General features: G+C 63.5%; 19 protein-coding genes. 4 read left to right on the top strand and 15 right to left on the bottom strand.

All coding sequences use genetic code 11. The annotated features are described in order from the left end of the window. Positions 1 to 266 precede the first annotated feature (266 nt). The 6 genes from AC0L30_RS11205 to AC0L30_RS11180 all read right to left on the bottom strand — a co-directional run bounded on the left by AC0L30_RS11205 (position 267) and on the right by AC0L30_RS11180 (position 5,265). Entirely contained in the window at positions 267 to 779 is a 513-nt protein-coding gene (locus tag AC0L30_RS11205; RefSeq protein ID WP_473404307.1) for a hypothetical protein, read from the bottom strand. Positions 780 to 872: 93 nt separating this feature from the next. Then, complete coding sequence (locus AC0L30_RS11200) at positions 873 to 1,319, bottom strand: MaoC family dehydratase (protein WP_007592393.1); 447 nt, start codon at positions 1,317 to 1,319, stop codon at positions 873 to 875. Between the two features lie 381 nt (positions 1,320 to 1,700). Further along, positions 1,701 to 2,123 (bottom strand): hypothetical protein, encoded by a 423-nt coding sequence (locus AC0L30_RS11195; protein WP_007592397.1) that lies wholly within the window; start codon positions 2,121 to 2,123, stop codon positions 1,701 to 1,703. Between the two features lie 12 nt (positions 2,124 to 2,135). Further along, positions 2,136 to 2,357, bottom strand: a complete 222-nt coding sequence (locus AC0L30_RS11190) for a hypothetical protein (protein WP_007592399.1) — start codon at positions 2,355 to 2,357, stop codon at positions 2,136 to 2,138. 196 nt (positions 2,358 to 2,553) lie between these two features. Continuing rightward, entirely contained in the window at positions 2,554 to 3,372 is an 819-nt protein-coding gene (locus tag AC0L30_RS11185; protein WP_007592401.1) for a lytic murein transglycosylase, read from the bottom strand. 39 nt (positions 3,373 to 3,411) lie between these two features. Continuing rightward, the gene (locus tag AC0L30_RS11180; RefSeq protein WP_007592403.1) at positions 3,412 to 5,265 is read right to left on the bottom strand and encodes a flavin-containing monooxygenase; all 1,854 of its coding nucleotides are present in this window, start codon (positions 5,263 to 5,265) and stop codon (positions 3,412 to 3,414) included. 177 nt (positions 5,266 to 5,442) lie between these two features. Between AC0L30_RS11180 and AC0L30_RS11175 the strand changes: the two genes are divergently transcribed. Further along, on the top strand, positions 5,443 to 7,068 hold the full coding sequence (locus AC0L30_RS11175) for a long-chain fatty acid--CoA ligase (protein ID WP_007592405.1): 1,626 nt from the start codon (positions 5,443 to 5,445) through the stop codon (positions 7,066 to 7,068). Positions 7,069 to 7,111: 43 nt separating this feature from the next. After that, a complete protein-coding gene (locus tag AC0L30_RS11170; RefSeq protein ID WP_354127877.1) occupies positions 7,112 to 8,323 on the top strand; it encodes an acyl-CoA dehydrogenase family protein in 1,212 nt (403 codons plus the stop codon). Positions 8,324 to 8,534: 211 nt separating this feature from the next. Here AC0L30_RS11170 and AC0L30_RS11165 read toward each other — a convergent pair whose 3' ends face one another. After that, a complete protein-coding gene (locus AC0L30_RS11165; protein ID WP_473404306.1) occupies positions 8,535 to 9,443 on the bottom strand; it encodes an amino acid ABC transporter substrate-binding protein in 909 nt (302 codons plus the stop codon). Between the two features lie 178 nt (positions 9,444 to 9,621). After that, entirely contained in the window at positions 9,622 to 10,041 is a 420-nt protein-coding gene (locus tag AC0L30_RS11160) for a nuclear transport factor 2 family protein (protein WP_007592408.1), read from the bottom strand. 142 nt (positions 10,042 to 10,183) lie between these two features. Here AC0L30_RS11160 and AC0L30_RS11155 point away from each other — a divergent pair, with 142 nt between their 5' ends. Next, complete coding sequence (locus tag AC0L30_RS11155) at positions 10,184 to 11,425, top strand: amidohydrolase family protein (RefSeq protein ID WP_007592410.1); 1,242 nt, start codon at positions 10,184 to 10,186, stop codon at positions 11,423 to 11,425. Positions 11,426 to 11,638: 213 nt separating this feature from the next. Further along, positions 11,639 to 11,950 (top strand): hypothetical protein, encoded by a 312-nt coding sequence (locus tag AC0L30_RS11150; protein ID WP_007592412.1) that lies wholly within the window; start codon positions 11,639 to 11,641, stop codon positions 11,948 to 11,950. A 12-nt stretch (positions 11,951 to 11,962) separates the two neighbouring features. Here AC0L30_RS11150 and AC0L30_RS11145 read toward each other — a convergent pair whose 3' ends face one another. The 7 genes from AC0L30_RS11145 to AC0L30_RS11115 all read right to left on the bottom strand — a co-directional run bounded on the left by AC0L30_RS11145 (position 11,963) and on the right by AC0L30_RS11115 (position 18,194). Continuing rightward, complete coding sequence (locus AC0L30_RS11145) at positions 11,963 to 12,886, bottom strand: DUF1932 domain-containing protein (protein WP_007592414.1); 924 nt, start codon at positions 12,884 to 12,886, stop codon at positions 11,963 to 11,965. Further along, positions 12,886 to 13,755 (bottom strand): substrate-binding domain-containing protein, encoded by an 870-nt coding sequence (locus AC0L30_RS11140; protein WP_473404305.1) that lies wholly within the window; start codon positions 13,753 to 13,755, stop codon positions 12,886 to 12,888. The genes AC0L30_RS11145 and AC0L30_RS11140 overlap by 1 nt, the downstream gene beginning before the upstream one ends. Positions 13,756 to 13,838: 83 nt before the next feature. Continuing rightward, complete coding sequence (locus AC0L30_RS11135; RefSeq protein ID WP_007592418.1) at positions 13,839 to 14,522, bottom strand: 4-carboxy-4-hydroxy-2-oxoadipate aldolase/oxaloacetate decarboxylase; 684 nt, start codon at positions 14,520 to 14,522, stop codon at positions 13,839 to 13,841. After that, complete coding sequence (locus AC0L30_RS11130; RefSeq protein WP_007592419.1) at positions 14,519 to 15,232, bottom strand: PIG-L deacetylase family protein; 714 nt, start codon at positions 15,230 to 15,232, stop codon at positions 14,519 to 14,521. Before AC0L30_RS11130 ends, AC0L30_RS11135 begins: the two co-directional genes overlap by 4 nt. A 39-nt stretch (positions 15,233 to 15,271) precedes the next feature. Then, complete coding sequence (dctA, locus tag AC0L30_RS11125; protein WP_473404304.1) at positions 15,272 to 16,573, bottom strand: C4-dicarboxylate transporter DctA; 1,302 nt, start codon at positions 16,571 to 16,573, stop codon at positions 15,272 to 15,274. Then, on the bottom strand, positions 16,570 to 17,454 hold the full coding sequence (locus tag AC0L30_RS11120; RefSeq protein WP_007592423.1) for an amidohydrolase family protein: 885 nt from the start codon (positions 17,452 to 17,454) through the stop codon (positions 16,570 to 16,572). The genes dctA and AC0L30_RS11120 overlap by 4 nt, the downstream gene beginning before the upstream one ends. 29 nt (positions 17,455 to 17,483) lie before the next feature. After that, complete coding sequence (locus AC0L30_RS11115) at positions 17,484 to 18,194, bottom strand: TetR/AcrR family transcriptional regulator (protein ID WP_007592425.1); 711 nt, start codon at positions 18,192 to 18,194, stop codon at positions 17,484 to 17,486. Positions 18,195 to 18,199 lie beyond the last annotated feature (5 nt).

The following is an 18,199-nucleotide window of genomic DNA, read 5'->3' as shown; positions in this document are numbered from 1 at the left end:
CGGGGCCAGGCGGAGGAGACGGGCCGGTCAATCGCCGCCTTCGACGCGGAGAAAACGTTGGAACGAAATGCGGGAATATCGAACATCGTCCTTGCGTAACGTCAACCGCAGGATGCGGCTTGGACGTTTTCGCCAAAGACTAGGATAAATGCGAACAGCGCGCGGACTGTGTGCGATGAGTCACGTGTGCGATGCGTCAGGCGCCGGTCGCGCCGCAGAACCCTGTCGCCACCGATCCCGCCGGCCTCGCATCCGGCTCCGGCAACCTACTTGCGATTCTCCTCGCAGAATTTCAGCGCCGCCAGCGCTTCACCGGCACGCGGCACCTGTATCTCGATGCTGTCGTCGTCATCGTCCTCGAAATCGAGCGAGAGACGCTTGGCCCTGGACAGCCGGTCCATCATGGACTGATCGTATTCGAAAATGCCGCGCACGGTGGTCTTGTCCATGACCTCCCACTTGGCCTTCTTCATGATATCGGCGTCATCGGTTCCGACATCGGCTCGGAGGATCTCGCCCACCTTGTCCCAGTCCCAGCCGTCATAGATCATGACGATGACGATCGCCTTCTCGGAATAGGTGATGACGATGACGTAGTCCCGGTTCTCGTCTTCCTTGTCCTTGTAGCCGCGGCTCGCATTGCAATGTGCGTCCTGCGTGCGCTTCTCGATGGTCCAGTCGCCGACTTTGGATTGTTGCGCCTGCACCGGTCTTGCGGTCAAAGCGACTGCGCTCAAGGCGCCGGTCAGCAACCCGGCGGCGAGAAGAGATCGTTTCATGTCAGCCTCCAGCGTGTTCCCCGGACCGAGATGACCACCTCTGCCGGTGACCCGCAAGGGCTTCTGGCGGCTGCGTAGGGCGCCGACCCTGCCCTACTCCCGCCGCGGCACGATCGCGATCGGGGTGAAGGTGTAAACCTCCTCGCCGTTCTGGTTGAACATGGTCCATTTCACCAGCGCGATGCCCTGCGGCTTCGACTTCGACGGCGTGAGGCTGATGACCTCCCCGACCAGATGCAGGCGGTCATCGGGCCGTACCGGGATGGTCCAGCGCAGCCCGTCGACGCCGGCGCCGATCAGCGGATGCGGGCCGAAGGGGCGGGTCTGGATCGCGAGGCTCATGGCAATCGCGGCGGTGTGCCATCCCGAGGCAGCGAGACCCCTGAACAGGCTCCGCTTGGCGGCTTCATGGTCGAGATGCATCGGCTGCGGATCGAACTCGGCCGCGAACCGCTTGATGTCGGCCTCGGTGACGTGAACTTCGGGGGATTTGAACTGCATTCCAATGGTGAGATCGTCGAACCACTCGACCTGCGCCATGATTTCGCCTCGCAATGTGATGCGCCGCCTCGCGGCTAACAGGGTTGAGCAAGAGCGGGATGTAGCGGCTCCGCAGCGCACAAACTAGCCTGGGACTCCCCCAAGAAACCCGTTTCCAGATGCGACGAAACACGCCTGAAACAGATGGTCGGTTATCTAGTTGTCAAAATCATACAGGGACGGCCATCATGCAATTCTTCCTCGACCTGATCTGGGATTACTCCTGCTGTCAGCACCTCGTCGCCCTACCGCTGCAGGAGGACGAGCTATGATCGAACTGATCTCGGCCTTGCTTGCGCTTTGCAGCGTCGGCGTTTTTGCAGCGCACGCGGTAGATGCCTATCGCACCACACATTACTGATGGGCACTGATAGGCCCACCCTAGAACGGCCGCCGGTAGAAGTGCTCCGAATGTGTTGCCGGCGGAAACCTGTTGGCGAGCGCGAGAGCTCCCCTTTCGTCGGTCTCGAGCGCGATCTTCTGTGCGAGCATGACGTCGCCGGGGACGAGAAAGCCTGACGGGACGAAGCACCACCCCATCGTCGCATTTCCGGCCGCGTCGATCTCATGGACATTTGCGGCGGTGCCATAATGGATGCGATACGTCTTGCCGGTATCGCAGCCGACGACATCGAAATGCCGGTACTGCTCGAATTGCGCGCGCTGCGCCGGTGACAGCCATTCGGCCAGGAGCCGGCGACCCCGGGCATCCGGCGTGTTCTCGCCGAAGAAGCGCCGATAGAGTTCGCGTAGCGCATGCAAACGCGCACGCGCCGGCGCGCGGAGCCAGACTGCCGCGATCATGAGCAGCTCAGATCAACCGCCGACCAGGCGGGGATAGAACAGCGTTTCCTGCGCGGTCGGGTCAAACGATCGGATCCGGGTGACTTCGCCAGGTCCGGTTCGCAGCGCGGCGGTGAAGCCCGCTCCGGTCAGCTCCCGAAAGCGCCGTTCGGCCCGCGCCAGCGCTTCGGCATTGCCAGGATCAAACTCGTGGCGCGTGTCGCCAGTCTGGTCCATCACGATCTGGGTTGCCATGTTGAGTCTCCTCATGCCCAGCCCTGTTCGATCAAAGCAAACCTCGTGCCGTCGGTTCCAGTTGGCAACAACTTTCTCTTGCCCGCGCATCACGCCTTGCTGAGCAGGAGCGTGTCCAAGCGAAGTGGATGCCGGTTCGCCTGAGGAAAACGCGCCAAAACAAGGAGCCAGAGCCCCGTTGGAAACGGGGCTCTGGTCAGCGCGAGGCGGCCGTACCTCCGCCCTCATCGATCTGCCGTCCCATCAGGGCGATCGCCTTCTGATAAACGCCGGCGGCATTCCAGGCTTCGATGGCGGCGAAATTCGGCTCGCCCGGCTGGTAACCCGCTCCGGCACGCCAGCCATGGGCTTTCAGGAAATTCGCTGTCGAGTTCAGCGCATTGGCGGCAACTTCGAGATTGCCGGTGCCGTAGGCCAGGATGTTCTTGGGCATGAACTGGGTCTGACCGACTTCGCCGTGCATCGAGCCGCGGGTTGCCCCCGACAGCGTGCCGCGATCGATCAGCTTCAGCGCCGCATAGAGCTGCTCGGTGAAGAATTCGGGACGGCGGCAGTCATAGGCGAGCGTCGCAATCGAGGAGAGCATGTTCTGGTTGCCGCGCTGGCTGCCGAATCCGGTCTCCATGCCCCAGATCGCGATCAGCGGCCCCGGCGGGACGCCATAGCGCTGCTGGATCGAGGCGAACAAGGCGGCCTGCGAGTTCTTGAGCTGACGCCCCTTGGCGACGATGGTGGTGGCGCCGCGCTTGGCGAGGAACTGGTCGAGCGACAGCGAGAAGCTGCGCTGGCCGCGGTCGGCCGCGATGGTGGCACTCGCGTAATTGGTCTGCATCAGCGCCGCGAGCGCGGTCTGGCCGATGCCCTTGCCCTGCGCTTCCGCACTGAACTCGCGCTTCCAGGTCTCGAAGCCGGCCGACGAACTGCCGCATTGCGCGGCTTGGGCGGCGGGCGCCAGGCAGCCGAGCAGCGTCATCGCCCCGAAAACCGCCGCAGCTACAGTTCTGCCCCTGATCATGTCTAATGTCCTCTCTCTGGCGCGATCCAATGCCCGAGTTTACCCGGACGAAGGCGCCGACTCCATGGCGTGATCATACGACAGTTCCAGTCCATCCAAATTGCCCTCCTTGCGCCACTTGTCGAGCAGCCGCAGGAATGCCACCGGCCCGCGCCAATACTGGCTGTTTCTCGCCGCGATCGGATCGAACACGCCTTCATTGTTGTAGTAGCCGGGCGTGCATTCAGCGAGATAGGTCTGGCGGCCGAGCGCGGCTTTGACCACCTCCTCGACCCAGGCGTTCTCGGCATCGAGCGTCGGCTCCAGCGTCCGCGCTTTGCGCTTGCGCGCCTCGGCGATCACATAGGCGATGTGCTGCGACTGCTCGTCGATGATGTGCGGAAAGTTGGCGCTCTGGCCGGCCTGCACCATGACGATCAGGAAGCAGTTCGGGAAGCCGCGGCTGTAGAAGCCATGCATCGTCTTGACGCCGTCGCGCCAGCGCTCGGACAGGCGCGTGCCATCGCGTCCATAAATCTCGAAGCCCATACGACGGGCGTAATCGGTACCGACTTCGAAACCGCTGGCATAGATCAGGCAGTCGAGTTCGTAGGCGTGGCCGTCGACCACGACGGCATTCTCGGTGATGCGATCGACGCCCTGTCCCCTGGTATCGACGAGATGCACATTGGGACGATTGAACGTGTCGAGATATTCGTCGTGGAAACACGGCCGCTTGCAGAAGGCCTTGTACCAGGGCTTTAACGCCGAAGCAGTCATCTCATCCTTGACGATCGCATCGACGCGCGCCCGGATCTCTTCCATCTTGCGATAATCAGCCTGCTCGATGACCTTGAGCGCCTCCTCGATCGAGGTCACCGGCTGGGGCTGGCGGCGCGGCGCCAGCAGGATCTCGCCGAGCAGGCCGGTCCAGCCGTCCTGCACCAGATCCTGTTCGAATGGCTCGCCCGAGATCACGGCGGTGAAATTGTCCATGCGTTCGCGCTGCCAGCCAGGCCTGAGCCCCTGCGCCCAGCTCTGATCCGTCGGGCGGTCGTCGCGCACGCCGATCGCCGACGGCGTACGTTGGAAGACGTAGAGCTCCTTGGCCGAGCGGCCGAGATGCGGCACGCATTGCACGGCGGTGGCGCCGGTGCCAATGATCCCGACGCGCTTGTCGCCAAGACCGGTCAGACCACCTTCGGCCGTGCCTCCGGTGTAGGCGTAATCCCAGCGGCTGGTGTGGAAGCTGTGTCCTCTGAAGCTTTCGATGCCGGGAATACCCGGCAGCTTCGGACGGCTCAACGGGCCGCCAGCGAGGATGACGAAGCGCGCGCGGATGCAATCACCGCGATCGGTCTCGACCAGCCAGCGTGCCTCGTACTCCTGCCATTCCATGCGCGTGATGACGGTCTGAAACAGAGCGCGCTCATAGAGGCCGAAGTGACGGCCGATGCGGCGCGAATGTTCGTAGATCTCGGGTGCTCGCGCATATTTGCGCACCGGCATGTAGCCGGTCTCTTCCAGCAACGGCAGGTAAATGTAGCTCTCGGTATCGCAGGCCGCACCAGGGTAGCGATTCCAGTACCAGGTGCCGCCGAAATCGGCGGCCTTTTCCACGACCCGGAAATCATCGATGCCGGCTTCGCGCAGTCGCGCGCCACACAGAAGGCCGCCGAAGCCGCCGCCGACGATGAGCACCTCGTTCTGTTCGCTGACGGCCTCGCGCGCGAATCCGGAATTGGCCCAGGGATCGTCGAGATAGCGCCCGAACTCGCCGGTCATCTCGACATATTGCGCCTTGCCTTCGGCGCGCAGGCGCCGATCGCGCTCGTCGCGATAGCGCGCACGGAGTGCGTCAATGTCGAGTGTAGATTCGCCGGCTGCACCGGTCTTGTGTCTTTCCGCTGACATTCATTTCCTCCCGGGCGGAAACTGCTTCGCCGGCAGCTCGCATCACTTAGCCCTGAAAAAGAGACGCATGCAATCACGTCCCTCGCTTTTTACGTGAACGTCGCGTGGCGTTCCGCTAACCTCAAGCGCACATCACAAGCGCACGCCATGCAACGACATGGCGGTCCGGAGGAGACGATGCAGGGATTGATGATGGACATGCCGCTCCTGATCAGCGGCCTGATCCAGTATGCGGCCGATTATCACGGCGAGGCCGAGGTCGTCGCCCGCGAGATCGAGGGCGACATCCATCGCTACACCTATGCCGACGCCCATCCGCGCATCAAGCGCATGGCATTGGCCCTCAAGAGGCTCGGCATGATGCCCGGCGACAGGGTCGGCACGCTGGCCTGGAATACGCACCGTCACTTCGAGATGTTCTATGCCGCGCCGGGCATGGGCTACGTGTTGCACACCGTCAACCCGCGGCTGTTTCCCGAACAACTCGTCTACATCGTCAATCACGCCGAGGACCGCCTGCTGTTCATCGACCGCGCCACGCTGCCGATCGTGGAGGCAATCGCGCCGCAGCTCACATCGATCGAAGCCTATGTCGTGATGTCCTCGCGCGAGCGGATGCCGGAGACCAGGCTTGCCAACGTCCATTGCTACGAGGACCTGCTGGAGAACGAGCACGACGCCGGCTTCGTCTGGCCGGAGTTCGACGAAAAGTCGGCGTCCACGATCTGCTACACCTCCGGCACCACCGGCAATCCGAAGGGCGTAATCTATTCGCACCGCGCCGCGATCCTGCAGACCATGGTCTCCTGCAATTTCGACTTCCTGCCCGGGCACCTGGAAGGCGTGCGCGAGGTGATGATGCCGATGGCGCCGCTGTTCCACGGCAACGGTTGGAACATGCCGTTCACCGCGCCCTATACCGGCTCGAAGCTGGTGCTGCCCGGCCGCAATTACGAGCCGGACAAGCTCTACGAATTGCTCGAAGGCGAGAAGGTGACGCTGTCGGCGGGCGTGCCAAGCTTCTGGCTGATCCTGCTCGACTGGCTCGGACGCACCAGCAACAGGTTCTCGACGCTTCGTGCAACATTGTCGTCTGGCTCGGCGCCGCCGCGCGCGATGGTCGAGAAGCTCAAGCGTGAGTATGACATCGACTACATCCAGGCGTGGGGCATGACCGAGGCGCTCGGCTGCTCAATGCCTGGCCTGCGGCCGGGCTCCGAGCATCTCGACGACAAGGAGAGGTTCGACCGCCGCCAGGTGTCCGGCCGCGCCTGTTTCGGCACCGCCTTGCGCATCGTCGACGACGGCGGCAACGAGCTGCCGCGCGACGGCAAGAGCGTCGGCCATCTGCGCGCGCGAGGACCGTGGGTTGCGTCCGGCTACATGAAACTCGAAGAAGGCCTGGACCGCGACGGCTGGCTGATCACCGGCGACATGGCCGTGATCGACCCCCAGGGCCACGTCACGCTGACCGACCGCTCCAAGGATGTCATCAAGTCCGGAGGCGAATGGATCTCCTCGATCCAGCTCGAGGACGTCGCCTTGTCTCACCCCGATGTGCTGCAAGCCGCCGTGGTCGCGATCAACCATGAGAAATGGCAGGAGCGGCCTCTGCTCCTCGTCGTCCGCAAGAAGGGCACGACCGTCGACGGCAAGACGCTGCTCGACCACATGCGCCCCAAGATCGCGAGCTGGTGGATGCCCGACGCCGTCGAATTCATGGACGAGTTCCCGATGACCGGCACCGGCAAGGTGCTCAAATCCGCGCTGCGCGAGAAATTCAAAGAGTATCGCGTCGCCTGAGCCGATTGCGCACCGGCCTGTCCATCGATTGAGGAGACCAAAGATGCTCTACTCGATGTCCCCCAAAATCGTTGAGCTCAAGCGCAGGCTCGAAAGTTTCATGGACCGGCACATCTATCCGAACGAGGAACGCTTTTATCGCGAGGCGGAGGAGCTGGGCCCCTGGAAGGTCTATCCGGTCGTCGAGGAGCTGAAGCCGCTGGCGCGCGCCGAAGGCCTCTGGAATCTGTTCCTGCCGGACTCCGGCTACGGTGCGGGCCTCACCAACCTCGAATATGCCCCGCTCTGCGAGGTCATGGGCCGCTCGCATCTCGCGCCCGAAGTCTTCAACTGTTCGGCGCCCGATACCGGCAACATGGAGGTGCTGGAGCGCTATGGCACGGAGAACGACAAGGAGCGCTGGCTGAAGCCGCTGCTCGCTGGCGAAATCCGCTCCTGCTTCGCCATGACCGAGCCCGCCGTCGCATCGTCCGATGCGACCAACATCGAAAGCTCGATCGTCCGCGACGGCGACCATTACGTCATCAACGGCCGCAAATGGTACACCACCAACGCGACCGACCCGCGCTGCAAGATCTGCATCTTCATGGGCAAGACCGATCCTGACAATGCGGACCGCCACAAGCAGCAATCCATGATCCTGGTGCCGATGGACACAGCGGGCGTCGAGGTCAAGCGTCCCCTGCCCGTGTTCGGCTTCTACGGCGTGCCCGACCGTGCCTCCGAGGTCGTCTTCACCGATGTGCGCGTGCCCAAGGAGAACATGCTGCTCGGCGAGGGCCGCGGTTTCGAAATCGCGCAGGGACGCCTCGGCCCCGGCCGCATCCACCATTGCATGCGGCTGATCGGGCTCTCCGAGCGCACACTGGAGAAGATGTGCCGCCGGGTGCGCAGCCGCGTCGCCTTCGGCAGGCCGGTTTCCGAGCAGACGGTGACGCAGGAGCGAATCGCTGAAGCCCGCATCATGATCGAGCAGGCCCGGTTGCTGACGCTCAACGCCGCCCACGCGATGGACACCGTCGGCAACAAGGTGGCGAAAGCCGAGATCGCGATGATCAAGGTCGCTGTGCCCAACATGGCCTGCCAGATCATCGACTGGGCGATCCAGGCCCATGGCGGCGGCGGCACGTCGAACGATTTCGGATTGACGCAGGCCTACGCGACCGCGCGCTTGCTGCGTCTCGCCGACGGCCCGGACGAGGTCCACAGGAACCAGATCGCGCGGTTCGAGCTGAAGAAATATTCGAACGCGTAAAACACTGCACTCGCCGGAAGCACAGTGCCATCTTCCCTTCTCCCCTTGCGGGAGAAGGTGGCGCGAAGCGCCGGACGAGAGGTATCTATCCGCGGAGACAGACCCCTCACCCGAGCGAGTCTGCGTCCACCAGCGGAGATGCCCTCTCCCGCAAGGGGCGAGGGCACAATGACACGCAGCCGATTGCAACCAGCGCCTTGGCGCCCTCGCCTCAGTTGACCACGTACACATCCGGATCGAAGCTGGAGCTCGGCTTCTTGAAGGCGTTGCGCAAGGCGCCCGACATCGGGACGTTGTAGTTGAGGCCGTTCGGCGGCGTCGGCGATTCCAGCCACTTCTTGTAGAGGACCTCGATCTCCTGGCTGGCGTACAGCTCTGCAGTCGCGCGGTCGGCGAGCGCCTTGAACGGCGCGTCCTCCCGCCGCAGCATGATCCCGTAAGGCTCGGGCTTCGAGAACGTCTCCTCGCTGATCATGAACAGCTGCGGCTCCTTCGAGCGCGCGATCGCGACCGCGAGCTGCACGTCGTCGAGCGCGTAGGCCTGGGCGCGGTCGGTTTCCAGCAACAGGAAGGCCTCGGCCTGGTCCTTGGCCGGCATCACGTTGATGCCGAGATTGCGCTCGGTGTTGACCTTGGCGAGCTGCGTCAAATTGACCGAGCCGGCCACCGCGGTCACCGCTTTGCCCTTGAGATCGTCGATGGTGTTGATCTTTGCGGCTTTCTTGGCCGCAAATCGCGTTGCGCTGAGGAAGTGCGTGTTGGTGAAGGCGACCTGCTTCTGGCGATCGGCATTGTTGGTGGTCGCCGAGCAATGCAGGTCGAGCGTCCCGTTGACCATCAGCGGAATCCGGTTCGACGACGTCACGGCGAGAGTGTCGACCGCGATGTCGGGCATGCCGAGCTGCTCCTTTACGGCATACACGATTCTAAGGCAGATATCCATGGCAAAGCCGACCGGCTTCTGGTTGCCATCGAGATAGCTGAACGGGACCGAAGCCTCCTGATAGCCCAGCGTGATCTTCTTGGTCTCTTTGACTTTCTGAAGCGTACCCGACAGGTCTTCGGCGGAGGCGGCAGTTGCAAGGCATGTGAAGGCCAGGACAACAGTGGGTAAACGCATTGGGAACTCCTCGAGGAGGCTCGCGCCTCCATGCCGGGCGCAGCAATCGCACCGTTGATAACGCAGGGGCGCGGCAGCCGCCAGACGAGCTTGCGTCTACCAGCTATCGCGGCTTGCGATATGGTGACCGGCCGTTTGTCTCTGTGGAGTCAGGGCAGCTCAAGCGCCAGGATGGCGCTTACGCATCGATACCGCGCTGGACCAGGATGCGCTCGGCGCTGTCGTTCCAGACATCCATCTTGGTGATCTGGCCATTCCGGACCACGAAGCGGTCGACGTAGCGGTTGCCCTCGAATGAGGTCCCATCTTTCCATTCGCCGTAGAGCGTGCCGACACTATAGACCACGGTCTCGCCGTCGCCGGGGCAGACGTCGAACCGATCCATCTTCTTCTTGACCCAGCGGTAGCGCTTGGCGTTGAACCCGGCCGGGCCCCGCGGATGATCGAACTCGCGCCCGCCGGTAAAGGTGATCACCGTGCCCGGCGCCATATAGGCCGCCGCGGCGTCCGGATCGGGGATCATCGACGCCGTGAGATAGGCTTCAACGATCTCGGCGTCGGACGACGGACCGGCTTCGGCTTTTGCGGTAGCGGACATGGTCATTCTCCCGGGGGTGCGGAATACTAACGCCGCTCTCGGGGAATACGTGCATATATTTTGAACATTTCCGTCGCTACACTGCCGACAATCTGGAGCCGCCAAACGCGGCCGAATGCACTAAATTCCTTCCCCAAGAGCCATGACAACGCAACCCGCCTTTGACCTCATCTTTCGCAACGCCTTGCTGCGTGGTGCCGCCGACCCGATGGACATCGGCGTCACGCGCGGCCGGATCACCGCCATCGAACCGACGCTCGCCTGCGAGGCCGTTGAGGTCGATGTCGGCGGGCGTCTCGCCCTGCCCGGCTTCGTCGACAGCCACATCCATCTCGATAAAGCCTGCCTGCTAGGCCGCTGCGGGCATGATCACGGCAGCGTCTCCGAAGCGATCCGCGCCGTCTCCGGGATGAAGAAGGATTTCTCGGTCGAGGACGTCTACGCGCGCGGCGCCCGGGTGCTCGAACGTGCCATCGTCCACGGCACCACGCGCATGCGAACCCACGTCGAGATCGATCCGCGCATCGGCTTGCGCGGCTTCGAGGCGGTGAAGGCGCTGAAGCGTGACTATGCCTGGGCGATCGACCTGTCGCTCTGTGTCTTTCCGCAGGAAGGCCTCACCAACGATCCCGGCAGCGAGGAGCTTCTGATCCAGGCGCTGCGCGACGGGGGCGCGGTGATCGGCGGCTGTCCTTACACGGACACCGATCCGAACGCCCATCTCGCACGCATCTTCGACCTCGCCGAGGCGTTCGACGTGGACGTCGATCTCCATCTCGATTTTGATCTCAATCCCTCCTGGTGGCACCTCGACGAGGTCTGCCGGCAGACCGAGCGGCGCAACTACGGGGGCCGCGTGGCAATCGGCCATGCGACGAAGCTCTCCGCACTGCCACCGGAGCGGCTGAGGGCCGCCACTGCGCAACTGGAGAAGGCCGGCGTAGCCGTCACCGTGCTGCCGGCAACCGATCTCTATTTGATGGGGCGCGAGGCGACCCACAACGTGCCACGCGGGCTGACGCTCGTCCACAAGCTCGCCGGCGACGGCGTGCTGTGCTCGATCGCGACCAACAACGTGCTCAATCCCTTCACGCCGTTCGGTGATGCCTCACTGCTGCGAATGGCGAATTTCTACGCCAACGTCGCGCATGCCTCGGTCAACGACTTCGATACCTGCCTTGATCTCGTGACCGAGCTGCCGGCGCGGCTGATGAACCTCGGGGATTACGGCATCGAGGTTGGGAATCCGGCCGATCTCGTTGTGCTCGACACGCAAGACAGCCGCTTCGCCATCGCCGAGCTGCCGGATATCGTGATGGGCTTCAAGAGCGGCCGACAGACTTTTGCACGGCAACGGCCCACTCTATTTCGCCCTGGTTCCTGATCCGCTCTCAATGCATATCTGCATTGAAGGGCGTCTGATTCCCCCGCAGCTTCCGTTCGATGTTACCGCCCATCGTTCCGCAATTCCGAATCCGGTAGATTCCCGGATAGTAGATTCTTGCTGATTCTCGATAGCTGCGCGCATTGCAAGTCCCGCGGTGCCCGTCATAGTAGGATCGGCACTGATGTCTGCATTCAACGGGGAAGCATCGACATGTTCAGCGCATTCAGCGGCATCGAGCACCAATCCAATCGAGCGAGAACGCCCAGCGAGGCCGCGGTGAAGCGGCTCGACGGCATCGGGCACGTCCTGTCGGACCTCGATCTGGCGGGCGTCCGGACACAGGATGAGCTAACGCGCATGCTCCTGACGCTCGATACCGCCGACAAGTGTATTCGATCGATCCGCGCAGAATTCCGGACCGAAGCCGCGAATGATCGGCTGGCCCGCAAGACGGAAGACCTGATGGCGTTGATCGAACGCGCCCGCGACGAGCTCACCGGCAGTCGCACGGCAAAGTCCTGAGCAGGAGCCGCCCTAGCTCTCGCGATTGATCTTCGCCAGGATTCGGTCCGCCTCGGTGCGCCAATCAGCGCTGCAGGCGAACTCCTTGGTGCCTTTCGTTCCGAACAGGCCCTCATCGGCGAGGTCCGCCACCCAGGCCTGCCGCTCGGCGGTGCCCTGCGCGGACCACGGCGTCAGCCCCGCTTCACGCACGGTCTCGGCGACCTCGCGTACTTCCTCGGCGCGGCGGCGGCCATGCTCGATCACGCGCTGGAAGCAATAAGCGCCCTGCTTCTCCCAATCGATCGTGGGAAAGGTTTCCGCCAGCGAAGCCAGTACCGCATCCTCGACGCCATAGGCGCGCGCGGTGGTGAAGCTCTCGATCACCATGGCTTCCAGGCCCTTGATCATGATGCTGCGACACATCTTCACCGCCGAGGAAACCCCGAGCTTGTCGCTCGCAACCTTTGCCGCAAAACCGATCGCGTTCAAGAGCGGCTCGAGTTCCCTGGCGTCGGGACCACCGAGCAGCAACGGCACCTTGATGCGATAAGGCGGCACCGACGTCATCACCGCGCCCTCGACATAACGTCCGGCGGCCCCATCGATCAGCGCGGCAGCGCACTGCTTGGCGCCGGGAGACGCCGAATTGAAATCCAGGAACCAGGTGCCTTGATTGATCGCGGCCGCGCAGGCCTCTGCCACCGGCACGGCCTGGCTCGCCGTGACCGCGGAGATGATGAAATCGGACTTCGCGGCCAGCTCGGCGTGAGACACCGCCAGCGCCACACCGAATTTCGCCGCATGCTCCATCAGCGGTGCGCCCTGCTCGCCCCCGAGCTTGATGTCAAAGGCTGTGACCGTGATGTCCTGCTGGCGCAAATCCTCGGCCAGGATCCTGCCGACCTCGCCGTAACCGACCAGTCCGATCTGCCATCGCCTGGGATCGCCCGCCATCAGTTCAGTCCTCGTGTTGTTGCGTCGAACAGCTCCTCGACAGCATAGCGGCGCGGGATCAGCGCCTGCTGGAACGCGTAGTCGACGATCAGCTCCAGCGACCTTCTGTTCGCTTCGATTCCGAACGGAACAAGGTCCGGCGTTGCCGCAGGCCCCGCCTGCGCCTTGTTTTGCTTGAGCAGATCATAGACGCCCGAAACCACGTCAGGACGCGATTTCGCCAGCTGCTCGGTCACGACCACGAGATGGTTGACCGGGACCACGCTGCGGCGCGCGTACCATATGGCGGCTTCCGCGGCCGGATCGGGGAACAGCGGCCTCAGTTTCGGATCGCTCGAGGCCTCACCGAGGACGGCGTCGAGCTCGCCGTCGAGCAGCATCTGCAAGATCTTCTTGCCCTTCGGCGCGCGCTCGGTGGTGTCGACATATTCGGCGACGTGCGGATCCTCGAAGGTGACCCAGCGGATCTTGCCGAGGTTGACGCCGTAGTCGTTGGCGAGGATGCCCCTGATCCAGGCTCCGGTCGTGGTCGTGAAGGAGCGGATGCCGATGCGCTTGCCTTCCATATCGGACGGCCCAAGCGTTCCACGCGCAGGATTATAGAGCGCGTAGGAGTGCTGAAAGCGGCCGAGCATGGCTGCAGGCAGCAGCACCAGCGGCTTGCCATGCGCCTTCGCCATCAGATAGGTGACGATTGCCATCTCGCAGACGTCGAAGGCCTGCTCGCGCACCATCGGTTTGAACGCAGTGTTGGTCGGCGTGTATTCGATAAAGTCGAGGTCGAAGCGGTCGGAGCGGAGCTCGCCGCTCTTCACCGCCTCGACATGGCGGTGACTGCCGAGCACGGCCTTCAGCTTGAGACGATCCATCGGCCCACTCCGCTTCTCGAGAGCATGATCCGGAAAAGTGTGAAGCGGTTTTCCGAATAGATCATGCTCAAAAAATACTACGCTCAGACATCCTCGGGATCGTCGACGTAAACGAGCCCCGCTTTCGCCAAGGCCTCACGCATGCTGTACATGTCGAGGCCCAGCTCGCCCGAAGCCAGCCGCTTGCGCTTGCCGCCTTCGTCGGCGTTGCGCTTCTTCGCCTTCTCGGCGACCTCGGCTGCGTAGCGCTTCGGCACGACCACGACGCCGTCGTCATCGGCCACGACGATGTCGCCGGGATCGACGTTGACGCCGGCGCAGACCACGGGGACATTGACCGAGCCAAGCGTCGCCTTCACCGTGCCCTTCGCCGAGACCGCGCGCGACCACACTGGAAAGTTCATCTCGTGCAGCGCTTTGACGTCGCGGCAGCCGGCATCGATAATCAGCCCCTGCACGCCGCGCGCCTGCAGCGAGGTTGCGAGCAGCTCGCCGAACATGCCGTCGGTGTTGTCGGTGGTGCAGCCGACGACGAGAATGTCGCCCTTCCTGCACTGCTCGACCGCGACATGAATCATCCAGTTGTCGCCGGGTTGCGCCAGCACAGTGACGGCGGGACCGGCAATCGCGGCGCCAGCCCAGACCGGCCGCAAATACGGCTTCATCAGGCCGAGCCGGCCATAGGCCTCGTGCACGGTCGAAACGCCGTACTCCGCCATGGCGGCGGGATCGGCGCGCTTGATGTTACGAACGACGACGGGCTTCATGCCAGCTCCTCCGCTACCGTCGGGAACAGCCGCTGATAGGCCTCGCCATAGGTCATCGGCACGCCGGTGTTACGGCTGCCCTGGATGCCGCGGTTGAGCGCGACGCGCTCGTAATAGCCCCATAGATGCTTCTGCGCAGCGAGGACCTGGAACGCCTCGTACTTCCCCTTCCAGACCTCGTCGATCTTGAGGAGCAGGTCCGGCTTGTAATTGCATTGCTCCGGCTGGTGCGGCTCGAACAGAAACACCGGCGGTGCAGAGTATTTGTACTCCGCGCCGGGCTTGTGGCCCATCGCCTGCGCGACCACGCGGGTTTCCTGCGCGAAATGCGCCGCGTTCGGATGGTCGAAATTATAGGGGTCCTCCAGCGCATGCGTCAGCACGAAGCTCGGATTGAGCTCGCGGTAGATGTCGACCATGCGGTTGAAATGCGCCTCGGTCAGCTTCAGCGGATAGTCGCCGCAGTCGAAGAACTCGATCTCGGCGCCGAGCAGTTTTGCAGCACGCTCCGCCTCGTCCTTGCGGCCGGCCTTGACCGATTCCAGCGTCGCGCCCTTCTCCTTCCAGGCGAACTGGCTCTCGCCGCGCTCGCCGAAGGACAAGCAGACGATCTTCATGCGATAGCCCTTCTTCGCATGCAGCGCGATGGCACCTCCAGCGCGCCAGACGAAATCGCCCGGATGGGCCGTGATCACGAGACCTGTTTTCATGGGACAAACTCCCCTCTTCTGTTCGTCAACGTCATAAATTCATCGAGCCGCGGCCGCGGGCTCCTCGCCGTCGAGCACCCGTCGCAGGCGCTCGTGATCGAGCGCGCCTTCCCATTTGGCAATCGCGATCGTCGCGACCGCGTTCCCGATCAGATTGGTCGGCGTCAACCCCTGCGACATCAGGCGGTGGATGCCGAGCACGAGCGCCACGCTCGTCACCGGAATGCTGCCGGTGGCGGACAGCGTTGCCGCCAGCACGACAAAGGCGGCGCCCGCGATGCCCGCCGCGCCCTTGGAAGTCACGAGCAGGATCAAAAGCAGCTCGATCTGTTCGGTGAGCCCGAGCGGCGTGTTGGTCGCCTGCGCCAGGAACACCGAGGCGGCGGCGAGGTAGAGACAGGTGCCGTCGAGATTGAAGGAATAGCCGGTCGGGATTACGAGGCCGACGACACTGCGCTCGCAGCCGGCCTGCTCCAGCTTGGTCAGCATCCGCGGCAGCACTGTCTCGGACGACGTCGTGGCGATGCAAATCAGCAACTCTTCCCAGATGTAGCGGATCAACTTCAGCAGCGAGAAGCCGCACAGCCGCGCGACTGGACCGAGCGCCACGACGATGAAGATCACGCAGGTGAGATAAAAGCCGCCCAGCAGCTTGCCGAGCGAGGCCAGCGATCCCACGCCGAACTTGCCGACCGTGAAGGCGATGGCGCCAAAGGCGCCGATCGGCGCCGCCCACATCACGAAGCCGACGACGGTGAATACCATTTTGGCGGCGATGTCGATGAGATAGACCAGCGGCGCGGCGCGCTCGCCGAGCTGCACCAGCGCAAATCCGCACAGTACGGCGATGAAGAGCACCTGGAGGATGTTGCCCTCGGCAAAGGCGCCAATGAACGTCGCGGGCACGATGTTCATCAGGAACGGCACGAAGCCGATCACGCCGGTCTGCTTGACATAGGGTTCGATCGCGCTGGCATTGATGGTGGCTGGATCGATGTTCATGCCGACGCCGGGCTTGAGCAAGTTCACCGCAACAAGGCCAATGATCAGCGCAATCGTGGTCATGATCTCGAAATAGACGATCGCCTTGACCGCGACGCGGCCCACCCGCGCCATGTCGGCCATATGGGCAATGCCATGGACGACCGTGCAGAAGATGATCGGTGCGATCAGCATCCGGATCGCCTTGATGAAGGCGTCGCCCAAAGGCTGCATCCTGGCGCCCGCCTCGGGATTGACGATCCCAAGCGCGACGCCGGCGGCCATGGCGATGAGCACCTGGATCCAGAGCTCCTTCCACCAGGCCCGTCCACGCGGCTTGTCGATCGCCAGCGCCGTCATCGCTCGAACTCGAACAGCCGCGCTGGATTATCGACGAGGATCTTCTGCTGATACTCCGGCTCCGGCGCGAACAGCGGGATCAGGTCGACGAGGTCGCCGTCGTTCGGCATCGCCTTGACGTTGGGATGTGGCCAATCGCTGCCCCAGATGACGCGGTCGGGCGCGGTCTCGACGATCTTTCGCGCGAATGGCACGGCGTCGGTGAACGGCGGACCGGCCGATGACACCCGCTCCGATCCGCAGATCTTGACCCAACACTTCTCGTCGCGCTGCATCAGCTCGATCAGGATCTTGAACGGAAGCTGATCGAGCCCTTCGGACGCCTTCACCCGTCCCATATGGTCGATCGTGTAGCTCAGCGGCAGCCTTGTCAGCATGTCCGCATATTCAGGCAGATCGATCGCGTCGAAATGCAGGTCGATGTGCCAGCCGAGCGGCGCGACCATCGCGACGATGCGGTCGAACACACGCTTGTCGGGAACGCCGCCGAGATGGTGGACGAAATTGAAGCGGCAGCCGCGGAAGCCGCCCTCGTGCAGCACTCGGAGCCCGCGCTCCGTGATGGTGTCATCGATATTGGCAACCGCGCGATAGGCGCCGTTGCTCTGCGCGATGGCGTCGAGCGCCACCGTGTTATCGGTGCCATGCACACTGGCATTGACGATGACGGCACGTTCGACGCCGAGCTTGGCATGCAGCGTGCGGAAATCGGCGAGCGGCGCATCGGGCGGCGTGTAGGAACGGACCGGCGCGTAAGGGTATGTCGCGCCGGGCCCGAAGATGTGGCAATGCGCATCGCAAGCCAACTTCGGCAGCTTGAACTTCGGCGTGCGCGTGTTCGGATCGGGCGGCGGGATGGTCGGTGTGTACATCATTGCCATCGGATAAACCGCCGAACGAGACCGAGTGTTCAAGTCTTGCTGCTGACGACCGGTCGTCGCCGTGCCGGTGCAGCCTGATCGAGCGCCGGCGCCTGGAACGCGGCCACGGTGGCTTGCACCAATTGTTCGATGGCGCTTGCGGCATCGCTGCCGTCGGCCTCGCCGCGCGACAAGCGCGAGACGCGATCCGGCGTCACCAGCGAGTAGTAGAGCGCGCCGAGCAGGAAGTGGCTGCGCCAGACGATGTCGGTGCGCGAAACGTGCGGCAGGCTTTCGTGGATCGCGTCGATGAAGGCGTGGCTGGTGTCGTCAAACGTCTGCGCGATGATTTTCCGCGCGACCTCATTGCCCTCCGCAGACATCACCGCGCGCAGCCGCGTGAACCGCGCTCCGCCCCCGGCAAGATCGCTGCCCGAGGTGAAGGCCGGCACGACATAGGCCCGCACCACCGCTTCGAGCCGGTCCTGGAGATCGCGCACGCGTTTGGCGGCCGCGAGCAGCTCGGAACGGCGCAAATTCATTGGCCCGCAATGGCGCCGATAGATCTCCAGCAGCAGGCCGTCCTTGGTCTTGAAATGATAGGTGACGCTGCCGGGATTGGCGCCGGCGGCCTGTGCGATATCGCGGACCGACACGGCGTTGAAGCCGTTGGTGGCGAACAGCTCCTCGGCCGCGGCGAGAATTGCCTCGCGCATGTTCGGCTTGCGGGCCGTTTCCTTGCTGGCGGGGTTGCGCGTCATGTGAT

The organism is Bradyrhizobium sp. MI1.11 (assembly GCF_055811255.1).
The sequence above is the reverse complement of the archived record's forward strand: the minus strand, read 5'-3'. Positions and strand labels throughout refer to the sequence as shown.